Source organism: Streptomyces inhibens (assembly GCF_022221585.1).
Lineage (GTDB): Bacteria > Actinomycetota > Actinomycetes > Streptomycetales > Streptomycetaceae > Streptomyces > Streptomyces inhibens.
In genome coordinates, this window is record NZ_CP084681.1 from 7,511,569 (window position 1) to 7,533,939 (window position 22,371).

The window sequence follows — 22,371 nt, forward strand, 5'->3', positions numbered from 1 at the left end:
AACCGGTTTACGGGGCTCCGAGCAGCTCGATCTCCGCGAGGGTGACCGTCTTGCCGTCGCTCACCACGCGGTAGTGCTGGTAGGTGCCCGGGTGCGCGATGCCGAACACCCGGGTCTGTCTGTCCCAGCTGAAGCTCTCGCCGGATCGGCGGTCCAGCTCCTGCCAGTGCCGGCCGTCGGCGGAGCCCTCCAGCCGCCAGGCGGTGGGGGCCGCGGTGCGGTCGGCCGAGGTCAGGGTGTACGAGGCGACCTGGGTGGGGCCGGTCAGGTCGGCCGCGGCGGTGGTGAACGCGGCCGAGGTGTCCGAGGTGTTGTCGAAGAGCGGACCGGCGGCCGGCGTGGTCACATCGGCCGGCGGCGTCGGGATCTTGTCGTCCTTGGTGAGGGAGGTCGGGGCGGCATTCGCTCCGGTGCCCCAGGTGGACGGTGTGGCACCCATGGCGAAGTCCAGGGTGCCGCCGCGGGCGAGAAGCCGGTGCGGCAGGGCGGTGGAATTCCAGGGTTTGCCGTTCACCCGGAGGCTTTGGACATAGACGTTGCGTGCGTTGTTGCGCGGGGCCTTGATGGTGAGATCGCGGCCGTTCTCCAGATGGACCGTGGCCTTGGTGAACAGCGGTGAGCCCACCGCGTATTCGCCCTGGCCCATTACCAGTGGATAGAAGCCGAGCGAGCTGAAGACGTACCACGCGGACATCTCGCCGTTGTCCTCGTCGCCCGGATATCCCTGGCCGATCTCACTGCCGAGGTAGAGCCGGGACATCGCCTCGCGGACCTTTTCCTGGGTCTTCCAGGGCTGTCCTGCCGCGTCGTAGGTGTAGGCGATGTGGTGCGAGGGCTGGTTGCTGTGCCCGTACATGCCCATACGGGTGTCGCGGGCCTCGGTCATTTCATGGATCACCTCGCCGTAGGAGCCGGCGAATTCCTTGGACGCGGTCTCCGGGGTGGAGAAGTACGCATCCAGTTTCTTGGCCAGACCGGAGCGGCCGCCGTAGAGGTTGGCCAGGCCCCGGGTGTCCTGTGGCGCGGTGAAGGCGAAGGTCCAGGCGTTGGTCTCGGTGTAGTCGTTGCCCCAGACGCGGGGGTCGAACCTGTCCGGGGGCAGCCGCCAGTCGCCCCGGGCGTCCTTGCCCTGGAAGAAGCCGACCTGGTCGTCGAAGAGTTTGACGTAGTTCTGGGCGCGACTCAGGAAATAGGCCGATTCTTCCTTGTAACGGGGCTTTTTGGTCTTCTCGTACAGCGCCTTCCCCATACGGGCGATACCGAAGTCGTTGAGATAGCCCTCCAGCGCCCAGGACATGCCCTCGCGGGTATCGGTGCTCGTATAGCCGAGGAAGGGGGCGGTGTTCATGCCCTTACGGCCGACGCCTGGATTCGGCGGGGCGACGGTGGCGTTCTTGACGGCCGCGGCATAGGCCGCCTCGGCGTCGAATTCCACTCCCTTGACGTAGGCGTCGGCGAACGCCACATCAGAACTTGTCCCGGTCATCAGATCCGCGTAGCCGGGCGAGGACCACCGGGAGATCCAGCCGCCGTCCTTGTACTGCTGGACGAAGCCGTCGACCATCTTCCCGGCCCGTTTCGGGGTGAGCAGCGAATAGGCGGGCCAGGTGGTCCGGTAGGTGTCCCAGAATCCGTTGTTGACGTACACCTCACCGTCGACGATCTTCGAGCCGGTGTGCGTCGGGGTGTCCTGGCCGATCTGCGGTGAGAAGGGGCTGGCGTAGCGGCTGCGCGAACCGACCTGTTCGAAGCCGGAGTTGGGGTAGAGGTAGAGGCGGTAGAGGTTGGAGTAGAGGGTGGTGAGCTGGTCGCGGCTCGCCCCCTCGACCTCGATCCGGCCCAGCAGGTCGTCCCACTGCGACTGCGCCCGGTGCTCGACGCCGGCGAAGGAGGCATCGGCGGGGATCTCCCGGGCCAGATTCTCCTTCGCCTGGTCCACGCTGATCAGCGAGGTGGCGATCCGCATGGTGACGGTGCGGTCCGCGCCGGGCCTGAAGCGGAGATAGCCGGTGACGTCCTTGCCGTCCAGCTTGCCGCCGCCGGTGACCGGGGCGTCGAAGACGCCGTAGACGAAGAGCCGGGTGGCGCCGACCGACAGTCCGCTCTTGACGTCCGAGAAGCCGGTGACGATGCCGCGCTCGGTGTCCAGGCTCAGCCCGCCCTTGTTGTTGACATTGTCGAAAATCAGGCTTGCGTCGTCGCCGGGGAAGGTGAAGCGCATCAGCGCGGCGTGGTCGGCCGGGGTGATCTCCGTCTTGAGGCCGTTGTCGAAGGTCACGCCGTAGTAGTGCGGCTTCGCGGTCTCGTTGGCGTGGTGGAACGGCAGCGCGCGGCCGGTGCGCGAGGCGTCCGGGGTGCCGGCCGCGACGGACGGCATGACCTGGAAGGTCTGCCGGTCGCCCATCCAGGGGCTGGGCTCATGGCTGGCACTGAAGGCCTGCAGGGTGGGCAGATTGTCGGCGTTGTTCTTCCGCGCGTATTCGTAGAGCCAGTCCGCGGAGCCCGCGTTGGTCACCGGCGTCCAGAAATTGAAACCGTTGGGGACGGCGGTGGCGGGGAAGGTGTTGCCGCGCGAGAAGCTGCCGCTGGAGAGGGTGCCGCGGGTGGTGACGGCGTAGTCGGAGAGATGGGCGAGCGGCTTGTCCGGGGCCTTGGGGCCGACGGTGATGTCATCGACCCAGCCACGGAAGGCCGGTGCGGTGCGCGGAGCCTTGGGCGCGTCGTAGGCGACCAGGATCCGGTCGACGGTCTTGCCGGCGGCGACCGTGCCGATCCGTGACTCGCGGTGGTTCCACTGGTTGACGTAGAGCGTCTTGGAGGCGGCCTGACCCTGCGGCGTCAGCGGGACGCCGTGCTGGTCGACGGCGTGCAGATCGCTGAGGTACGTGCCGTCGGTGAAGGCCAGATCGAGGGAGACATGGGTCGCGGGGTAGGCCGGATCGGTGGTGGCCATCTCCGGGAAGAGCTTGTACGAGAGCGACGTTGACGCGGTGACGGGGGTGTCGACGTCGAAGATCTTGTTGTACGAGTAGCCGCGGCCGTCGGCGGTGTGGGTACCGGCGTAGCGCAGCGCATGGCCGCCGGTGAAGCCGGCGTGCGCCTTGGCGGTGGGGGAGTCGGTGGGGCCGGTGTCGGTCCTGGTGCTCATGCCGGGCGCCGCGGGGGTGGTCTCCGGGGCGACGCCCGAGGTCCTGGGCCTTCCGTCGGGGCCGGTATCGACGGTGTCGGTCCAGTCCGGCCGCGGATCGCCGGATTCGAAGGAGGAGCTGAACTCCGCCGGCCCCTGGGGCTTTTGGGGCGGCGCGGCCTGGGCTGCGCCGACCGGGCCTTGCACGGTGATGACGAGCAGAGCGGCCGCCACGAGGGCGGCGGGGCGGGCGATCGCCCGCAGGGGACTGTGCTGGTGTCTGAGCCGCACGCGAGCCCTTTCAACATGAGTGACATCGTTGTCAGTTGAATGACGCCAAGGCAAACAGAGATAAGTAAGGTGCGTGGGGACTTTGGTGTCAAGGGTGTCGCTGCGATCGGTGGGCCGGTCGTGTCGCCCGGCCGTCCGGCGATCGGACGGAGGGCGGATCCGCCGCATGCCGGCGAGGTCTCAACTAGGGAAAGACTCCCGTCCAACCCTGCATTCGATCTTGCCCCTTCGGCCGGAAGTGGACTATACCTGTCGGCGTCCGACCGGCCGTACGACCAAGGCCGTGGATGCCGGGGGGAAGGCGGGGAACAGATGATTTCCCCGCATTTCTCTAGCGCGCCCGGTGCACATCCCGTACAACTCAGCTTCATCTGACCCGCGGTGCCGGGGTGGCTCCGGTACACCGCCTGAGTCCTGAAGAAGGCGAGGACTTGAGCATGGGATCCACCTCAGAATTCAACCGTCGTGATCTGGTCAAGCGAGCCGCGGCCCTGGGGATCGTCGCCGTACCGGCCATGAGCATGCTCTCCGCGTGTGCCAGTGGCGGCGGCGACGGCGATGGCAAGGTCGAAAAGGGCAAGAAGTCGGCCAAGAATCCGCTCGCGGTCAATGAGTCCGCCGGCCTTGACGTGGTCATCTTCGACGGCGGATTCGGCGACAAGTACGCCAAGGACGCGCAGGGCGAGTACATCAAGGCCTTCCCCAAGGCCGACGGCAAGGTCAAGCTCTCGTCGACCCAGAAGATCCAGTCGACGCTGCAGCCGCGCTTCAACGGTGGAAACCCCCCGGACCTCGTCGACAACTCCGGCGCGGAACAGATGGATTTCGGCACGCTGGTGGCCAAGGACCAGCTGACCGATCTCACCGCACTCCTCGACGCCCCCTCCGTCGACGACCCGAACAAGAAGGTGCGGGACACCCTGCGCCCCGGTGTCGTCGAAATGGGGCAGTTCGGCGGCAAAGAGACCTGGATCCTCTACTACGCGTACACGGTCTACGGCGTCTGGTACTCCAAGAGCAATCTGCAGAAGCTGGACGCGGAATACCCGGAGACCTGGGACGACATGCTGGCCCTGTGCGCGAAGGCCAAGAAGAAGGGCGTCGCGGGCTGGACGTACCCGGGTAAGTACCCCTACTACCTCCCCTTCAGCCTCTACCCGTTCATCGCCAAGATCGGCGGCGCCGAGGTCCTGCGGAAGATCGACAATCTGGAGCCGAACGCCTGGAAGGACCCGGCGGTCAAGGCGGCATTCGAGGCCTACTACGAGCTCTACAAGAAGGGCTATGTCCTCAAGGGCTCGCCCGGTCTCGACCACCTGCAGTCGCAGAAGGCGTGGGCCGAGGGCAAGGCGCTGTTCATCCCCAACGGTTCCTGGGTGGAGAACGAGTCGGCCAAGCAGATCGCGAAGAACCCCCAATTCGATCTCGCGGTCGGCGCCCCGTCCAGTCTGTCCACCTCCGACAAGATGCCGTACGGCACCATCTGGGCCTCGGGCGGCGAGCCGTACATCGTCCCGAGGAAGGCCCGGAACGCCGAGGGCGGCATGGAACTGCTGCGCATCATGCTCAGCAAGAAGTCCTCGCAGAATTTCATCAAGCAGGTTTCCTCGCTCACCTCGCTCAATGGCGGCACCGAGGGGCTGAAGCTCCCGCCGGGCCTGGCATCGGCGCAGGTGGCACTGCAGAAGGCCGGCCAGAACATCGTCAACCCGCGGTTGCAGGACTGGTATGTGGCGCTGCAGAAGGAGAAGATCGGTGTCGGTGCGCTGGGCGAGATGATGGCCGGCCGTATGACGCCCGACGAGGCCATCACAAAGATCCAGAAGTACGCGGATGACACCCGCGACGACTCCAGCGTCAAGAAGTACAAGCGCTGACCGGCACGTTCGATGCGGCACCGATGGTGGCACACGCAGGGAGAGTACGGGATCGGGAGTCATGAAACACGGTAAGTACCGTTTCATCGCGGGGTTCTTGGTCCTCCCGCTGGCGATTTACGCGATCTTCGTGATCTCGCCCTTCTTGCAGGCCATTTACTACTCCTTCACGGACTGGACCGGGCTGAGTCCGGACATGAAGATGGTCGGCTTCGACAACTATGCGCGCCTCTTCACGGACGATGTCTTCTGGTCCGCCGTGGGCAACAGCGTGACGTTGTTGTTGCTGCTGCCGGTGGTGACGCTCTCGCTCGGGCTGTTCTTCGCCTTCATGCTCAACGTCGGTGGCCGCCGCCGGAAGAAGGCGGTCATCGGCGGAGTCCGCGGCTCGGGCACCTACAAAATTCTCTACTTCTTCCCGCAGGTGCTGTCGGTCCCGATCGTCGCACTGCTGTTCCAGTTCGCCTACAACCCGGAGAGCGGTGCGCTCAACGCGTTCTTCAAGGCGATCGGGCTCGACAATGTGCAGCCGGACTGGCTGGGCGATCCGCAGATCGCGCTGTGGTGCGTCATGGCCGCGATGGTGTGGGCCAATGTCGGCTTCTATGTCGTGCTCTTCTCGGCCGGGATGAGCTCCATTCCGAAGGACTTCTACGAGGCGGCGATGCTGGACGGCGCAAACCGCTTCAACACGTTCTTCCGGATCACCCTGCCGCTGTTGTGGGACACCGTGCAGACCGGCTGGATCTATATGGGCATCCTCGCCCTGGACGTTTCCGCCTTCGCGTTCGTGCAGATCATGAGTGTCGGTCCGGGCGGCCCCGACTATTCGACCGAGGTTCTTCCGCTGTACGTGTACCAGAAGACCTTCCGCGACGGTCAGGCCGGATATGCGACGGCCATCGGCGTTTCCCTGCTGATCGTGACCCTCATCTTCTCGGCCATCGTGATGCGGCTGGGACGACGCGAGCGACTGGAGTTCTGATGAGTGCGCAGACAGATCCCGCGGACCTCCCGGGTGTGACGAAGGAGCAGGGGCGTCCCCAAGACGGCGCGGACGGCGCGGGCACCTCGCGGCTGCCCGGGCCGCGCGCGGGACGGGGCGGGAAGGACGGCGCTCCGGCCGGCGGCACCAGCAGTGAGGGCAAGGTCCTCAACGTCTTTTCGCACGGAGTCCTGGTGATCTGGGGCCTGTTGGTCACCATGCCGCTGCTGTGGGCGGTGGTCAGCTCCTTCAAGGACGACACCGAGATCTTCGGCTCGCCCTGGGGACTGCCGTCGGTCCTGCACTTCGACAACTGGTCACGCGCCTGGGACAAGGCGAACATGGGCCAGTACTTCCTCAACTCGCTCATCGTCGTGGGCGGTTCGCTGATCGGCACGATGCTGCTGGGCGCGATGGCGGCGTATGTGCTGGCCCGCTTCGACTTCCCGGGCAACCGCTTTGTGTACTTCCTGTTCGTGGGCGGGATGGGCTTCCCGGTCATCCTGGCGCTGGTCCCGCTGTTCTTCGTCATGAAGAACATGGCGCTGCTGGACACCTACCACGGGCTGATCCTGGTCTATATCGCCTACTCGCTGCCGTTCACGGTCTTCTTCCTCAGCGGATTCTTCAAAACGCTGCCGACATCGGTGGCCGAGGCGGCGCTCATCGACGGCGCCTCGCACACCCGCACCTTCTTCCAGGTGATGCTGCCGATGGCCAAGCCCGGGCTGATCAGCGTCGGGATCTTCAACTTCCTCGGGCAGTGGAATCAGTATCTGCTGCCGACGGTGCTCAATGTCGGGGACCCGGACAAGAAGATGCTGACCCAGGGGCTGGTGGCCCTGGCGGTGAGCCAGGGATACAAGGGCGACTGGTCGGGGCTGTTCGCGGGGCTGACGATCGCGATGCTGCCGGTGCTCGCCGCGTACATCATCTTCCAGCGGCAGGTGGTCGCCGGTCTGACCGCCGGGGCGCTCAAGTAGCGCCGCGTGTGCCACGCCCCCGAGGCCTCCCGCCGGATCGCCGGTGGGAGGCCTCGCGCATGGACGGTCGTTTCCCACTCGCGCAAGGACTTGACGGGAGGCGGCCCGGGCAGCTCAGCTTAGATTCACATGTTGGAGACAAGCCGGGCCCCGCTGATGTGGCCCGGCCCGGCGGGCGGTCGTCGTGCCTTCCTCAGCTGCCGCTGGGAGGAGGTACCCCCAGCCCCAGTCAGGAGTGGATGAGTCGATGGAGACTCCCGGGTCGCAGTCCTCGCTGCACCGAGCCAATCTGGAGCGGGTCGTACGCGCGGTGCGTATGGCGGGCTCACTCACGCAGGCGGAGATCGCCCGGAGCACGGGGCTGTCCGCAGCCACCGTCTCCAACATCGTTCGTGAGTTGAAGGACGGCGGGACCGTTGAGGTGACCCCGACCTCGGCGGGCGGGCGGCGGGCGCGCAGCGTCTCGCTCTCCGGCGATGCGGGCATCGTCGTAGGGGTCGATTTCGGGCACTCCCATCTGCGGGTGGCGGTCGGAAACCTCGCCCACCAGGTGCTCGCCGAGGAGGCCGAGCCGATCGATGTGGACGCCTCCGCCGCCCAGGGCTTCGACCGGGCGGAACAGCTGGTCAACCGGCTGATCGAGGCGACCGGGATCGACCCGGGCAAGGTCGTCGGCGTGGGCCTGGGTGTGCCGGGCCCCATCGACGTGGAATCGGGGACGCTGGGCTCGACCGCGATCCTGCCGGGCTGGTCCGGTACGAACCCCAGCCAGGAGCTCTCCGAGCGGCTCGGGGTGCCCGTCTACGTCGACAACGACGCCAACCTCGGCGCGCTGGGCGAGCTGGTGTGGGGCGGGGGCCGCGGGGCCGCCGACCTCGCGTACATCAAGGTCGCCAGCGGTGTCGGCGCGGGCCTGGTGATCAGCGGGCAGATCTACCGCGGGCCGGGCGGTACGGCGGGCGAGATCGGGCACATCACGCTGGACGAGTCCGGCCCGGTGTGCCGCTGCGGCAACCGCGGCTGTCTGGAGACCTTCACCGCGGCCCGGTACGTCCTCCCGCTGCTGCAGCCGAGCCATGGCGCGGATCTGACCATGCCGCGGGTGGTGCAGCTGGCCCGCGAGGGCGACCCGGGCTGCCGAAGGGTGATTGCGGACGTAGGCCGCCATATCGGTAGCGGTGTGGCGAATCTGTGCAATCTGCTCAATCCCAGCAGAGTGGTGCTCGGCGGCGATCTCGCCGAGGCCGGTGAGCTGGTGCTCGCGCCGATCCGGGAGTCGGTGTCGCGGTACGCGATCCCCAGCGCCGCACGGCAGTTGGGCATCGTTCCCGGCACGCTCGGCGGCCGCGCGGAGGTGCTGGGCGCGCTGGCGCTGGTGCTGAGCGAGATGGGCGATTCGACCCTTCTCGACGGCGCGCAGAGCGCGGACGCACCCGCCATAGCGTGAGCGCGCTGAGTTCACACAGCTAACGCATGGCACCGTTGCCATCTCGTTAAGGATTTACTTCTTGACGGTCGGCTGACGGCCGAGTTGACTTCCAGCCACCTCGGCCGCAACGACGCGGCCTCGTCAGGGAGGCAACCCCAATGAACGTTTGGACGCGTCGCGTCGTTATAGGAACCGCCGCCGTTTCGATGGCGCTCTCCGTGGCCGCCTGCGGTAAGGCCGGAGACGGCGCCAAGGGCGGCGGTGGCGACAACAAGACCATCGGCCTGCTGCTGCCGGAGAACAAGACCACGCGTTACGAGACCTTCGACCGCCCGCTCATGGAGGCGAAGATCAAGGCGCTGTGCAGCGACTGCACGGTGAAGTACAACAACGCGGCGCAGGAGACCGAGACCCAGAAGAAGCAGTTCGACGCGCTGATCACCCAGGGCGTGAAGGTGATCATTCTGGACGCGGTCGACTACAAGGCCACCAAGTCCTGGGTGAACCAGGCCGCCAAGAAGGGCGTCAAGGTCGTCGCGTACGACCGGCTGGCCGAGGGCAACATCTCCGCCTATGTCTCCTACGACAACGAGAAGATCGGCCGCCTGCAGGGCCAGGCACTGGTCAAGGCGCTGGGCGACAAGGCCAAGGACAGCAATGTCGTCATGATCAACGGCTCGCCGACCGACCCGAACATGCCGTTCTTCAAGAAGGGCGCCCACAGCGTCCTCGACAAGCAGGTCAAGAAGATCGCTTACGAGCAGGACATCCCGGACTGGTCGCCGGACGAGGCCAACCGGAAGATGGGCGCGGCCCTCGACTCGCTCGGCAAGGACGGCTTCCAGGGCGTCTACTCCGGCAACGACGGCATGGCCGGCGGCATCATCACCGCGCTCAAGCAGAAGGGCGTAAAGGTCCCGGTCGGCGGCCAGGACGCCGAGCTCGCGGGCCTGCAGCGGCTCCTCAAGGGCGACCAGGCGTTCACGATCTACAAGCAGATCAAGCCGCAGGCCGACTCCACGGCCGAGATCGCCGTCAAGCTGCTCAAGGGCGAGAAGATCGACTCCCTGACGTCCACCAAGGTCGACAGCCTCAGCGGCGAGGTCAAGGGCATCCCGGCGAAGCTCTACGACGCGCAGATCGTGACCAAGGACAACATCGCCTCCACGATCATCAAGGACAAGGTCTACAAGGCGAGCCAGATCTGCACCGGCGACGTCAAGAAGGCCTGCGAGGCGGCCGGCATCAAGTAAGGCACCCGGGCCCCGGCCCCAGGCCCCCGGCCCCCCGGCCCCAGGCCCCCGGCCACCCGTCAGTCGGGGCCCGCGGCATCGCCCGCGGCCCCGGCCCCGGTCCGCCACCCGCCCTGTGCCACCCCGTCCCGGGCGTGTGCACCGGACCGGACCTCGCAAGCCCCCCTGCTCCATGCACCACCATCCCCGCCGTTGTGACGGCGGCGAAGGAGATGATTCACGTGTCCGCTACGCCTGTGCTGGCGTTGCGCGGAATCTCCAAGCGGTTCGGCGCCGTCCAAGCACTCACGGACGTCACCCTGGAGATCCACCCCGGTGAGGTGGTCGCCCTCGTCGGCGACAACGGCGCCGGCAAGTCCACGCTCGTCAAGACCATCTCGGGCGTCCACCCGGTGGACGACGGCGCCATCGAGTGGGAGGGCAAGACGGTCGGCATCAACAAGCCGCACGACGCCCAGGAACTCGGCGTCGCGACCGTCTACCAGGACCTCGCGCTCTGCGACAACCTCGATGTCGTCGCCAACCTCTACCTCGGCAGCGAGATCCGCACCGCGGGCGTCCTGGACGAGATCGCGATGGAGAAGCGCGCCAAGGAGCTGCTGGACACCCTGTCCATCCGCATCCCCAGCGTCCGTATCCCCGTCGCGGCGCTCTCCGGCGGTCAGCGGCAGGTCGTCGCGATCGCCCGTGCGCTGATCGGCGACCCGAAGGTCGTCATCCTCGACGAGCCCACCGCCGCCCTCGGCGTCGAGCAGACCGCCCAGGTCCTCGACCTCGTCGAGCGGCTGCGTGAGCGCGGCCTCGGCGTCATCCTCATCAGCCACAACATGGCCGATGTGCAGGCCGTCGCGGACCGGGTCGCGGTGCTGCGGCTGGGCCGCAACAACGGTGTCTTCGACGTCGAGGGCACCTCCCACGAAGAGATCATCGCCGCGATCACCGGCGCCTCGGACAATGCCGTGACCCGCCGCAAGGCGCGCACGAACCAGGTGAAGAAGGAGGCCGGAGCATGAGCGACCTCACCAAGCAGCCCGCCGGCGAAGAGCAGGCGACGACCGAGGCACCGGCCGCCGCCGACACCCCGCAGCCGGCCGCCGTCGACCCCCGGCTGCTCGTCCGGGAACAGGGCTTCACCGGCTATCTCAACGACTTCAAGCGCCGGGTGCGCGGCGGTGAGCTGGGCTCGCTGCCGGTCATCATCGGCCTGATCGTCATCGCGGTCGTCTTCCAGCTCAAGAACAGCAGCTTCCTGTCCGCGGACAGCATCGCGAACATCGGTGTCTACACCTCCGGCCTCGGCATCATGGCCGTCGGCATCGTCTTCGTGCTGCTGCTCGGCGAGATCGACCTCTCCGTCGGCTCGGTGGCGGGCGTCGGCGCGGCCGTATGGGCGGTACTCAGCGTCACCAACGGCGTCAACGACTGGCTCGCGGTCCTGATCGCGATCGTCGCGGGCATCGCCATCGGCGCCCTGCACGGGTTCTTTTTCGCCAAGATCGGTGTGCCGGCCTTCGTCGTCACGCTGGCCGGCTTCCTCGGCTGGAGCGGCCTGCAGATCTGGATGATGGGCAACGAGGGCTCCATCAACACGCCCAGCGGCAGTGTGGTGGAGAACCTCACCGGCTACTACTTCGAGGACAAGGCAGCGGGCTACGGCCTCGCGCTGGTCGCCGTCCTCGCCTACGCCGGATCGCTGCTGCTGGACAGCAAGCGCCGCAAGGCCGCCGCGCTGCCGTCCCGGCCGCTCAGCGAGATCCTGCTGCGCACCGGCGTGGTCGCGGTGATCGCCTTCGTCGTCGCCTACGTCCTCAACGAGCCGGCCGGTGCCCGCGGTCTGCCGCTGGCCCTGGTGCTGTTCCTCGCGGTCCTGGTCATCGCCGACTTCGTGGTGCGCCGCACCACCTACGGCCGGCAGATCTTCGCGGTCGGCGGCAACGCCGAGGCGGCCCGCCGGGCCGGTATCAATGTGCACAAGATCCGGATCAGCGTCTTCGCCATCTCCGGCATGCTCGCCGCGTTCGGCGGACTGTTCATCGCCAGCCTCTCCGGCGGCGCCACCAAGAACCTGGGCTCCGGCAACACCCTGATGAACGTCATCGCGGCGGCCGTCATCGGCGGTACCAGCCTCTTCGGTGGCCGGGGCAAGATCTGGTCCGCGCTGCTGGGCATGCTGGTCATCCAGTCGATCCAGCAGGGCCTGAACCTGCTCGGCATGGCCAGTGAGATCCAGTACATGATCACCGGTGCGGTGCTGCTCGCCGCCGTCGTGATCGACTCCGTCTCCCGCCGGACGCAGAAGACCGCCGGGCGCACCTGAGCACCGGCCGTCGTCCGACGGCATCGGCGCAGCGGGCGCGCCTGAACCGCGCCCGTCGGCAGCCGACGGCACCGGCCCCCACCGGGCAATGATCCGGTGGGGGCCGGTCCGCGTGTGCGGCCGCACCACACCGTCGGCCGAAAGCCCGTGTCACCCGAGTGACATACATCGCGAGGCCCGGGCGTCGCCACCGAAGACGCAACATTAGACTCATCTGATCGGCAAGCTCGCTCACAGCAGCAGGCTCGCTCACAGCAGCAAGCTCGACCACAGCAGCAAGGAGGCAGGGGTGGCGTTGCTTTCCCGTATCAGGGGACCGCGCGATCTGGACCGACTGGGCCCGGAGCAGCTCGAGCAGCTGGCGGGGGAGATCCGTACCTTCCTTGTCGACGCGGTCTCCAAGACCGGCGGACACCTCGGCCCGAACCTGGGCGTGGTCGAGCTGACCATCGCCCTGCACCGTGTCTTCGACTCCCCCAAGGACCGGGTCCTCTTCGACACCGGACACCAGTCCTACGTCCACAAGCTGCTTACGGGCCGTCAGGACTTCTCGGGACTGCGCACGAAGGGCGGCCTGTCCGGCTACCCCTCGCGGGCCGAGTCCGCCCACGACGTCATCGAGAACAGCCATGCCTCGACGGTCCTGGGCTGGGCCGACGGCCTGGCCAAGGCCAACCAGGTGCGCGGCAAGGACGACCATGTCGTCGCCGTCATCGGTGACGGCGCGCTGACCGGCGGAATGGCCTGGGAGGCGCTGAACAACATCGCCGTCGCCAAGGACCGCCCGCTCGTCATCGTCGTCAACGACAACGAGCGCTCCTACGCGCCGACCATCGGCGGCCTGGCCAACCACCTCGCCACCCTGCGCACCACCGACGGCTACGAGCGCTTCCTGGCCCGTGGCAAGGACCTCCTGGAGCGCACCCCGGTCGTCGGCAAGCCGCTCTACGAGACGCTGCACGGCGCCAAGAAGGGCCTGAAGGACTTCATCGCCCCGCAGGGCATGTTCGAGGACCTGGGCCTGAAGTACGTCGGCCCGATCGACGGCCACGACCTGGAGGCCCTGGAGTCCGCGCTCCAGCGTGCCAAGCGCTTCGGCGGCCCGGTCATCGTGCACTGCCTCACCGAGAAGGGTCGCGGCTACAAGCCCGCCGAGCAGGACGAGGCGGACCGCTTCCACGGCATCGGCGTCATCCACCCGGACACCGGGCTGCCGGTGTCCTCCGGCGGTGCCAGCTGGACCTCCGTCTTCGGCGACGAGATGGTCAAGCTGGGCCAGGAGCGCGACGACATCGTGGCGATCACGGCGGCCATGCTGCAGCCGGTGGGCCTGGGCAAGTTCGCCAAGGCGTTCCCGGACCGGGTCTACGACGTCGGCATCGCCGAGCAGCATGCGGCCGTATCGGCGGCGGGCCTGGCCACCGGCGGTCTGCACCCGGTCTTCGCGGTCTACGCCACCTTCCTCAACCGCGCCTTCGACCAGATCCTGATGGATGTCGCGCTGCACAAGTGCGGTGTCACCTTCGTCCTGGACCGGGCCGGGGTGACCGGTGACGACGGTGCCTCGCACAACGGCATGTGGGACATGTCCCTGCTCCAGGTCGTCCCCGGTCTGCGGATCGCCGCGCCGCGCGACGCCGACCAGGTGCGCGCCCAGCTGCGCGAGGCCGTCGAGGTCAAGGACGCCCCGACCGTCGTGCGCTACTCCAAGGGCAAGGTCGGCCCCGCCGTCGAGGCCGTGGGCCGGGTCGGCGGCATGGACGTCCTGCGCAAGCCCGCCGAGAGCGTCACACGGCCGGATGTCCTCCTGGTCTCCGTCGGCGCACTCGCCCCGATGTGCCTGGAGATCGCCGACCTCCTCGACAAGCAGGGCATCTCGACGACCGTCGTGGACCCGCGCTGGGTCAAGCCGGTCGACGAGGCGCTGCCGGGTCTGGCCGACCGGCACCGCGTGGTGATCACCGTCGAGGACAACTCGCGTACGGGTGGCGTCGGTTCGGCCATCGCCCAGTCGCTGCGGGACGCCGGGGTGGATCTGCCGCTGCGTGACTTCGGCATCCCCGAGCGGTTCCTCGACCACGCCTCCCGCAAGGAGGTCATGGCGGAGATCGGGCTCACCGCGCCGGACATCGCCCGCCAGGTGACCGGCCTGGTCGCCAAGATCGACAACCGTGCCGAGGACGCCGCCGACACCGTGGACGCCCCGGCGGCCGCCGGCGCCAAGGGCGCGTCGGAGCCGGCCGAGGTCGCCCGCGACTGATTCCGCGGACGGCGACGATGGGCCGGGCCGGTCATCCGTATGGATGTTCCGTCCGGCCCATCGGCATAACCGCTGCCGCGCCCCATCGGGTGAATCCCCACCGCATGGAGGCCCGCCGAGGCTGACTGTTTCCTGACATTGCGGAGACTCGGTCAGTTCAGGAGAGTTGCGAGGGTCGTCCAGGCGGAGGTTCGCCCATGAGCACACAGCACGGCACACCACACGATTCACGCCGCGATCGCGGCCTGTTCCGGACAAAGACTGTAGAGCAGTCGATCCTGGACACCGAGGAGCCGGAGCACACGCTCAAAAAGTCCCTGTCGGCGCTCGATCTGACCGTCTTCGGTGTCGGTGTCGTCATCGGCACCGGCATCTTCGTCCTCACCGGAAAAATCGCCAAGGAGCAGGCCGGGCCCGCGGTCGCGCTGTCCTTCGTCGTGGCGGGCGTGGTCTGTGCGCTGGCGGCGCTGTGTTACGCGGAGTTCGCCTCCACCGTGCCGGTCGCCGGATCGGCCTATACCTTCTCGTACGCCTCGCTGGGTGAGCTGCCGGCCTGGATCATCGGCTGGGACCTGATCCTGGAACTGGCCCTGGGCTGTGCGGTGGTCGCCGTCGGCTGGTCCGGCTACATCCGCTCACTGCTCGACAGCGCCGGGTGGCATCTGCCTGTCGGCCTGTCCGGCACCCACGAGGGGCACTTCGGCTTCGATCTGCTCGCCTTCATCCTCGTGCTGGTGCTGACCGGCATCCTGGTGCTCGGAATGAAGCTGTCCTCGCGGGTGACGGCGGTGGTCGTCGGGATCAAGGTCACCGTCGTCCTGCTGGTCATCTTCGCCGGTGCCTTCTTCATCACCGGCGCCAACTACACGCCGTTCATCCCGCCCAGCGAGCCCAGTGCGGGCGGCGGCGGACTGGCCGCGCCGCTGGCCCAGCTGATGTTCGGCTTCGCCCCGTCCAACTTCGGCACCATGGGCATCTTCGCCGCGGCGGCCGTGGTCTTCTTCGCGTTCATCGGCTTCGACATCGTGGCCACCGCCGCCGAGGAGACCCGCAACCCGCAGCGCGATGTGCCACGCGGCATCCTCGGCTCGCTGGCCATCTGCACGATCCTCTACGTCGCCGTGTCGGTCGTCGTCACCGGCATGCAGAAGTACAGCAAGCTCTCCACCGACGCCCCGCTCGCCGATGCCTTCAAGGACCTCGGGCACCCGTTCTTCGCGGGCGTGATCAGCTTCGGCGCGGCCGTCGGCCTGACCTCGGTCTGCATGATTCTGCTGCTGGGCCAGAGCCGGGTGTTCTTCGCGATGAGCCGGGACGGGCTGCTGCCGCGGGTCTTCTCGCTGGCCCACCCGAAGTACGGCACCCCCTACCGGTCGACCGTCGCGCTGGGCGTCGTCGTCGCCGTGGTCTCCGGCTTCACCTCGATCGACGAGCTGGCCGAACTGGTCAACATCGGCACACTCTTCGCGTTCGTCGTGGTCGCCGTCGGCGTCGTCCTGCTCCGCCGCTCACGGCCCGATCTGCACCGCTCCTTCCGCACCCCGCTGGTGCCGCTGGTGCCGGTGCTCTCGGTGCTGGCCTCGGTGTGGCTGATGCTCAATCTGCCCGCGGAGACCTGGCTCCGGTTCGCGATCTGGATGGTGGCCGGCTTCGGCATCTACTTCCTGTACGGGCGCTCGCACAGCCGCCTCGGCATCCGCAACCGGCAGGCTCGCGAACGCTGACGTCCGGCCGCTGTAGGCCTGCCCCGGTCTTCTGTGAGCAATGCTCTGGACTTGTGGATCGGCTCCGGGAGGGCACGCGGAGGGCGTGCCTTCCCGAATGATCCTGTGATGGTCACCGAGTAGGCCCGCGTTCGTAGCGCGGGCCGGGAAAGCACGCCCGTGCTCAGCGTAGTCACCGACGACGGTGCTACCCAGTCCGGTTCCTTGATCGACGAGATCGTCCGTGAGGGCGCGCGCAGGATGCTGGCCGCCGCTTTGGAGGCGGACGTCAACCAGTACATGGCCGAGCCGGCTGCCGAGACCGATGAAGCCGGGCGTCGCCTGGTGGTCCGCAACGGCCACCACCGGCCCCGGACCGTGGCCACCGCCGCCGGAGCGGTCGAGGTGAAAGCCCCGCGGGTCAACGACCGGCGAGTCGATGAGGCCACCGGCGAACGGCAGCGGTTCTCCTGGGCCGACCTGCTGCGCGACGGTCGCCGCCGCGGCATGCGCGACCCCGAACCGGTCGTCGGCGACGGCGCGATGGGGTGGCCCGGCCGTCGTGGTCGTTGCGCTGATCCACCGGCCGCGTCAACGCGTGGACCGGGCGCCCGGACGGAGGTTCCGTCCGGGCGCCCGGTCCGTAGTGATCAGTGGCGCAGGTTGAGACGGTGCACGCCGCCGTCGACGGTGCCGACGTAGAGCGTGCGGCCGTCGGGGCTCGCGGCCAGTTTGGTGGTGTCGGTGTTCTGCAGGCCGGTTGAGATGTTGTGCCAGCTCAGACCGTGGTCGGTGCTGCGCAGTACGCCGCGGCCGCCTTGCAGGAGGCCGCTGGCCCCGGAGCTGGTGGTGGCCGCGTAGAGCGTGCCCTCGACCCGGAGCAGATCGGAGACATGGATCGCGAGAGCGCCGGTGTCCGCGGTGCGGAAGGTCCGGCCGCCGTCGGTGCTGACGCGGACGCTCTCGCCGCCGACGACGAGGCGCCGTCCGTCGAGGTCGATCGCGGTCACCGGGCCGTCGGCGACTTTGGTGACCGTCACCCCGCCGTCGTCAGACCGGTAGAGACCGGCCGTGTTGCCGAGCCACAGGCGCAGCGGATTTGCGGGGTCGCCCGCGATGGTGTCGAAGGAGCGCTCGTGGTAGAGGTTCTTCCACGTCGCGCCGCCGTCGCTGGTGGCGAACAGCCCCTGGCCCAGAAGGCTTCGGAAGCTGACCATGACCCGGTTCGGGTCGGCGGGGTGGACCAGGAGCGCCGTCGGCACCTCCGCCGAACTGCCCCTCTTCTCCCAGGTGGCACCGCCGTCGCCGCTGCGCTCGACGGTGAATGAGCCGAACGCGGTGCGCCGCACCTTCCAGATCACCTTCGGATCCTTGGCCGACACGGCAAGTTGCGAGACGGTGACACCCCTCTTGCCCTCGCCGCCCGACTGGCCCCACTCCGGGCTCGCGACGGGAAGGGCGGTGCGGTAGACCGCGCTGTCGGTGGCGGCGAGCAGACGGCCGTCACTGACCGCGAGATCGTTGACGGTCAGTCCCTGGACGCCGATCCGCCGATATCCGGTGCCGTCCGCGGCACCCCGGTAGAGACCGTCCTGCTCGCTGGAGACGGTGACGGAACCGTCGGCCCAACGGTCGTAGTCCATCGGTACCGCTGCGCGCGACGGCGCAGCGACCGTGGTCCACGTCTGCCCGTGGTCGCGGCTGAGACGGCCGCTGCCGGACAGTGTGCTCAGGTGCAGGTCGTCACCCGAGATGGTCAGGCGGAGGCCGCCGTTCGGCATGGACAGCAGGGTGGTCCAGGTCGCCCCGCCGTCACGGGAACCGACAACTCCCCGGCCCGGGACATACACCGCCACGACCGAGGAGTCGGCGGCCAGCCCGCCGACGGTCTCGCCGGACGGGTCGAAGAGCAGGCGTGCCTTGCCGGGGTTGCCCGAGCCGATGCCGGAGCGAGCCCAGACGCCGTGATACGTCGTCATATAGAGGGTGTCACCGGTGACGGCGGCGGCGGTGATGCCGCCGGTGACGCCGGTCGGATACGTCGTCCAGTGGTCGCCCGCGTCCGTGCTGACCAGCAGTGCGTCCGAGGTGACCGCGACCAGGGTGCGGGTCCGTTCATCGGCGGCGAGCGCCGCGATGCGGGTGTCCGGGACGTCGAGCGTGCGCCAGGTCCGCCCGTTGTCATCGGTGCGCAGGATGGCGCCCCGGCGAGTGCCGTCGTGAACGCTGTTCACGGCGTACCACCAGCGGTCGGGATTCTTCGCGTCCACCACGAGCGGACCCGTGCCGTCCGCGACAGGCAGTCGTCCCAACTGGCGCCAGGAGGCGCCGTTGTCGGTGGTCAGCCAGGGAGCCGCCTTCTGGTACTGGGTGAGGACGGCCTGCTTCGGCCGGCTCGACGAGAGGGCGATGGAGCCGGCCTGGCTGTTGGGACCTACCGGCTTCCAGCGGTTCCTGCGGCTGTCGACCGGGGTGACCTCGAAGGCGCCGGCGCCGGTGAGCCGCTGCCCGGTGCCAGCGGTGCCGCGAACCGAGACCCGGTAGGCGCCGGCCACGCTGCCGGTCACCTTGGCCCGGTAGTAGCCGCTGGCGGGATCGAGCGTGGAAGTGACGTCGACGGCCTTGCCGCGAGGCGGAGTGACGGTGACGACCGGCGGTGCGGCCAGCCGGGTCGGCGGGGCGATGTGCACGGTCGAGTGACCGTCGCTCGGGTCGGGTGCGGCCTGGACGGCCAGATACCGGACGGCGAGCAGGTAGGGCACCCTGATCGCCGATCCCTGGTCGGGAGTCGCCGTGAGACGGCCGCTGATCTCGGTGTCGGCCGTCGGTCGGGCGACGCGCAGCGAGACCGTGACGGTCGCGGTCCCCCCGGCCGGTATGGTGACCCGCTTCGCCGAGACCGTGGCCGGACCGTCGGTCCGCAGCGAGGTCGCGACCGGCCGCTTGCCGGAGTTCCGCAGCGTCACCTTCGCGATTCCGCCGACGTGACGCCGGGACAGATCGGCGAGTCCGAACGACACCGACGCCGGCGCGGCGCTGACCGTGGCCGAGGCGGCCGCGGCCACATCGAGCCGGCCCGAGCCCTGCGTCGTGAGCCCGCTGCCGCTCAGCGGCTTCGCGGTGCCGACCAACGCGGCCTTGATCTCGGCAGGCGCCCGGCCGGGATGCAGCTGGCGCAGTAGGGCCGCAGCGCCGGCGACGTGCGGGGTCGCCATCGATGTGCCCGACATGCGGTACTGGCCGGGCCCGTACAGTGCCTTGGGCACGGTGGAGCGGATCTCCACGCCCGGTGCGACCAGATCGGGCTTCAAACCGAAGTCCTGTGCGGGACCGCGTGAGGAGAACGAAGCGATCCGGTCGGTGGTGTCGGTGCCGCGCAGCGTCACCGAGACCTTCCCGGCGGCGAGTCGGGCGCTCAACTCCGTGTACTGGGTCGAGTCGATGCCCATGACCACCAGGTGGTCCATGCGCAGCGAGTCGCCGGAGGCGTCGATCCGCGCGGACGAGGACGGCACCTGGGCCACTCCCGGCTCAGGGTTCACCTCCGGCGGCCGGACCTCTCCCGGTGCTCCGGCGAACACCGGGCCGTCGTTGGAAGGCAGGCCGGCCAGCACGGCGATCGCGCCGCGCTTCTCCGCCTCCTTCGCCCACTCCACGGCGCTCGCCGTCAGGTACTGGGTTTCGGAGGCGATGAGCATCTCGGCCCGTACGATCTTTCCGCGTACGTCGCCGACCCGCTTCCAGTCCTCGGCGGTGCCCTCGCCGACATCGACCAGCGGCGCCGTGACGGGGTGCTCCGGCGGGTTCGCGGACAGGATGCCGCGGTAGGTCTGGATCAACTCGGGTTTCTTGCCGGCCAGATAGGCGCTGGGCAGCCGCAGATTGCTTGTCGACGCGCCGACCGCGACCACGCCGTCGGCCGTTGCGGGGCTGCTGACCTTACCCGTGCCCGGTCCGTCGTTGCCGGCCGCGGCCACCACCACCACGCCGGCTTGTACGGCCGCGGTCGCGGCGCGGCCCAGCGGGTCGGTGCCGTCGCCGGGGCCGCCGAGGCTCATGTTGATGACATCGGCGCGGTGTGGGTTGGCCGGATCGGAGGCCGCCTCGATTCCGGCGATGATGTCCGACGTGTAGCCGGAGCCGTCGGCGTCCATCACCTTGTAGGCCAGCAGATTCGCGTCGGGCGCCACGCCGGTGACGCCGCCCTTCTCGGCCGCCTTGCCCGCGATGGTGCCGGCGACATGGGTGCCGTGGCCGTTGTCGTCCATCGGGTCCTCGTCGGCGTTGACGAAGTCGTGCCCGCCGACGACCTTGTGCCCCTTGCCGAGTGCGCCGCCCAGGTCGGGGTGGGTGTAGTCCACGCCGCTGTCCAGGATCGCGACGGTGGTCCCCTTGCCGGTGACGCGGCTTCCGGCCGGGTCCTTGCGCTGCCAGACGTCGGGTGCGCCGATCAGCGGCACGCTCACGTCCGTCTTCGTCAGCACCCGGGTGTCGGGGCGGACGGCGGTGACGCCCGGCAGCGAGGACAGCCGCCCCACCTCGGACGTGGGCACCGTCATTGCCACGGCATCGATGAACAGACCCAGTTTGCGGGTCGCAGAAGGGTGCAGCCCAGCGCTCTTCGCCGAGCCGAGGAACGTCTCCTGCCGCGCGTCGAGCGCGCGGCGGGCGGCGCCGACGCCGCGGGCGGCCTCGGCGGACAGCAGCGATCCACCGGGCGCGGCGGTGACCGCTGGGTTCCCGGACAGTTCGACGAGCACTCGTTGCGACGGGCCGGGAGTGGACGCGTCGGCGGCACCCGGTGTCACCGCTATCGTGCCGGCGAGAACAACGGCGGCGAGGGCGGCATGACGCGATCTTCGTGACTTCATTGCCATGCGTAAAGGTCCTAGTGGTGAGGGCACTTGACGCACAACTGATCTCCGTGGCCCATTGCTGCCGCTGGCACAATTGGGCCACCATCCGTCCATGACTCCCGAGACACCGCAACTCACGGCGGCAGGCATCGATCCATTCGACGAGAGCGTCTACCGCGCCGTCCTGACCCGGCGGACGGCGGCGCCTGCCGAACTCACCGCGGATCTCGGCTGTTCGGCCGAGCGCGTCGCCAGGGCGCTGGACCGGCTCCGCGACCATGGGATGGTCGGCCGGCTCGCCGGCTCCCGCCGCCGGTACGCCGCGATCGAGCCGGGCGCCGCCGTCGAGGCGCTGGTGCGGGCCAGAAGCAATGAGCTGGAGCGGGTCCGTTCGGCGGCCGACGAGCTGTCCCGGCTGTTCACCGCCGCGCGCACCGGCGCGACCTATGAGGACGAGGTGGAGATCACCACCGGCAGCGAGGCGCTCGGCCGCTGGTTCGTCCGCCTTCAGCAGGAGGCCCACGAGGACGTGATGACCCTGGACCGGCCGCCGTACGCCCTGACCACCTCCAACCCGGTGGAGGCGACGGCGCTCGGCCGCGGCGTACGATACCGCGCGGTCTACGCCCCCGAGGCCCTGGAATGGCCTGGCGTCCTCGACGACGTCCGCGAGCTGGTCCGGCACGGCGAACAGGCCCGCGTCCTGCCCGGCCTGGGCATCAAACTCGCCATCGCCGACCGCAAGCTCGCCCTGATGCCGCTCTCCCTCGACCTCAACGACGTCCGCGCCGCGGTGATCCGCCCGTCCACCCTGCTCGATGCCCTCACCAGCTACTGGGAAATGTGCTGGAAGCAGGCCCTGCCCCTCAACGCCCCCGCCGAGGACCCCCTCGGCGAGGAGGGCCGACTCGTCCTCACTCTCCTGGTCAGCGGCCTCAAGGACGAGGCGGTAGCCCGCCAGCTCGGCTGCTCCGTCCGCACCATGCGACGCCGCATCAGCCGTCTGCACGACCTCCTCGGCGCCGCCAACCGCTTCCAGGCCGGAGTGATCGCGGCCCGCCGCGGCTGGTTGTGAGACAGCACGCCGGCAGCAGGTGGGGCGGCAAGGAGTGGATGTGGTCTCGGCGCGCGTTCCATGCCTGCACCATTCGGCTTGTGACTGATGAAGACCCGTACCTGTGGCTGGAAGACATCGAGGTCGAGGCCGCGCTCGAGTGCCTGGTCGTTGGCACCCGCCGCATCGCGCCGAGCTCCGTTCACCCCTCGACTGGTACTTCTGTCCCCCAATGG

12 protein-coding genes and 1 pseudogene are annotated in these 22,371 nt (G+C 68.7%); 11 read left to right on the top strand and 2 right to left on the bottom strand.

Annotation, left to right across the window (positions count from 1 at the left end; genetic code table 11):
* Nucleotides 1-7: 7 nt before the first annotated feature.
* Nucleotides 8-3,418 carry a GH92 family glycosyl hydrolase gene (locus KI385_RS33785; protein WP_238575853.1) on the bottom strand — a complete coding sequence of 1,137 codons (3,411 nt, stop codon included), beginning with the start codon at nt 3,416-3,418 and terminating at the stop codon, nt 8-10.
* Between the two features lie 437 nt (nt 3,419-3,855).
* On the opposite strand from KI385_RS33785, the gene ngcE reads away from it, so the two are divergent.
* The 10 genes and pseudogenes from ngcE to KI385_RS33835 form a co-directional block, all read left to right on the top strand.
* Nucleotides 3,856-5,295 carry an N-acetylglucosamine/diacetylchitobiose ABC transporter substrate-binding protein gene (ngcE, locus tag KI385_RS33790; RefSeq protein WP_238575854.1) on the top strand — a complete coding sequence of 480 codons (1,440 nt, stop codon included), beginning with the start codon at nt 3,856-3,858 and terminating at the stop codon, nt 5,293-5,295.
* A gap of 61 nt (nt 5,296-5,356) precedes the next feature.
* A complete protein-coding gene (locus tag KI385_RS33795; RefSeq protein WP_238575855.1) occupies nt 5,357-6,280 on the top strand; it encodes a carbohydrate ABC transporter permease in 924 nt (307 codons plus the stop codon).
* Nucleotides 6,280-7,263 (top strand): carbohydrate ABC transporter permease, encoded by a 984-nt coding sequence (locus tag KI385_RS33800; protein WP_238575856.1) that lies wholly within the window; start codon nt 6,280-6,282, stop codon nt 7,261-7,263. The genes KI385_RS33795 and KI385_RS33800 overlap by 1 nt, the downstream gene beginning before the upstream one ends.
* A 247-nt stretch (nt 7,264-7,510) precedes the next feature.
* Nucleotides 7,511-8,710 (top strand): ROK family transcriptional regulator, encoded by a 1,200-nt coding sequence (locus KI385_RS33805; RefSeq protein ID WP_238575857.1) that lies wholly within the window; start codon nt 7,511-7,513, stop codon nt 8,708-8,710.
* A gap of 188 nt (nt 8,711-8,898) precedes the next feature.
* On the top strand, nt 8,899-9,945 hold the full coding sequence (locus KI385_RS33810) for a substrate-binding domain-containing protein (protein WP_238575858.1): 1,047 nt from the start codon (nt 8,899-8,901) through the stop codon (nt 9,943-9,945).
* A gap of 212 nt (nt 9,946-10,157) precedes the next feature.
* A complete protein-coding gene (locus KI385_RS33815; RefSeq protein WP_238575859.1) occupies nt 10,158-10,958 on the top strand; it encodes an ATP-binding cassette domain-containing protein in 801 nt (266 codons plus the stop codon).
* On the top strand, nt 10,955-12,262 hold the full coding sequence (locus tag KI385_RS33820) for a sugar ABC transporter permease (RefSeq protein ID WP_238575860.1): 1,308 nt from the start codon (nt 10,955-10,957) through the stop codon (nt 12,260-12,262). The genes KI385_RS33815 and KI385_RS33820 overlap by 4 nt, the downstream gene beginning before the upstream one ends.
* 289 nt (nt 12,263-12,551) lie before the next feature.
* Nucleotides 12,552-14,522, top strand: coding sequence for a 1-deoxy-D-xylulose-5-phosphate synthase (dxs, locus tag KI385_RS33825; RefSeq protein WP_238575861.1), 1,971 nt, complete (start codon nt 12,552-12,554; stop codon nt 14,520-14,522).
* 197 nt (nt 14,523-14,719) lie between these two features.
* Nucleotides 14,720-16,246 carry an amino acid permease gene (locus KI385_RS33830; RefSeq protein ID WP_238575862.1) on the top strand — a complete coding sequence of 509 codons (1,527 nt, stop codon included), beginning with the start codon at nt 14,720-14,722 and terminating at the stop codon, nt 16,244-16,246.
* Nucleotides 16,247-16,405: 159 nt separating this feature from the next.
* Nucleotides 16,406-16,708: pseudogene (locus KI385_RS33835) on the top strand (transposase); the annotation flags it as partial.
* A 167-nt stretch (nt 16,709-16,875) separates the two neighbouring features.
* Here KI385_RS33835 and KI385_RS33840 read toward each other — a convergent pair.
* Nucleotides 16,876-21,102 (bottom strand): S8 family serine peptidase, encoded by a 4,227-nt coding sequence (locus tag KI385_RS33840; RefSeq protein WP_281066932.1) that lies wholly within the window; start codon nt 21,100-21,102, stop codon nt 16,876-16,878.
* A 91-nt stretch (nt 21,103-21,193) separates the two neighbouring features.
* Between KI385_RS33840 and KI385_RS33845 the strand changes: the two genes are divergently transcribed.
* The gene (locus KI385_RS33845) at nt 21,194-22,156 is read left to right on the top strand and encodes a helix-turn-helix domain-containing protein (protein WP_238575863.1); all 963 of its coding nucleotides are present in this window, start codon (nt 21,194-21,196) and stop codon (nt 22,154-22,156) included.
* The last annotated feature ends 215 nt before the right edge of the window (nt 22,157-22,371 follow it).

Coding starts and splice junctions, on each gene's coding strand:
- ngcE (WP_238575854.1), top strand. CDS start 3,856: ATGGGATCCACCTCAGAATTCAACCGTCGTGATCTGGTCAAGCGAGCC.
- KI385_RS33795 (WP_238575855.1), top strand. CDS start 5,357: ATGAAACACGGTAAGTACCGTTTCATCGCGGGGTTCTTGGTCCTCCCG.
- KI385_RS33800 (WP_238575856.1), top strand. CDS start 6,280: ATGAGTGCGCAGACAGATCCCGCGGACCTCCCGGGTGTGACGAAGGAG.
- KI385_RS33805 (WP_238575857.1), top strand. CDS start 7,511: ATGGAGACTCCCGGGTCGCAGTCCTCGCTGCACCGAGCCAATCTGGAG.
- KI385_RS33810 (WP_238575858.1), top strand. CDS start 8,899: ATGGCGCTCTCCGTGGCCGCCTGCGGTAAGGCCGGAGACGGCGCCAAG.
- KI385_RS33815 (WP_238575859.1), top strand. CDS start 10,158: ATGATTCACGTGTCCGCTACGCCTGTGCTGGCGTTGCGCGGAATCTCC.
- KI385_RS33820 (WP_238575860.1), top strand. CDS start 10,955: ATGAGCGACCTCACCAAGCAGCCCGCCGGCGAAGAGCAGGCGACGACC.
- KI385_RS33830 (WP_238575862.1), top strand. CDS start 14,720: ATGAGCACACAGCACGGCACACCACACGATTCACGCCGCGATCGCGGC.
- KI385_RS33840 (WP_281066932.1), bottom strand. CDS start 21,102: ATGGCAATGAAGTCACGAAGATCGCGTCATGCCGCCCTCGCCGCCGTT.
- KI385_RS33845 (WP_238575863.1), top strand. CDS start 21,194: ATGACTCCCGAGACACCGCAACTCACGGCGGCAGGCATCGATCCATTC.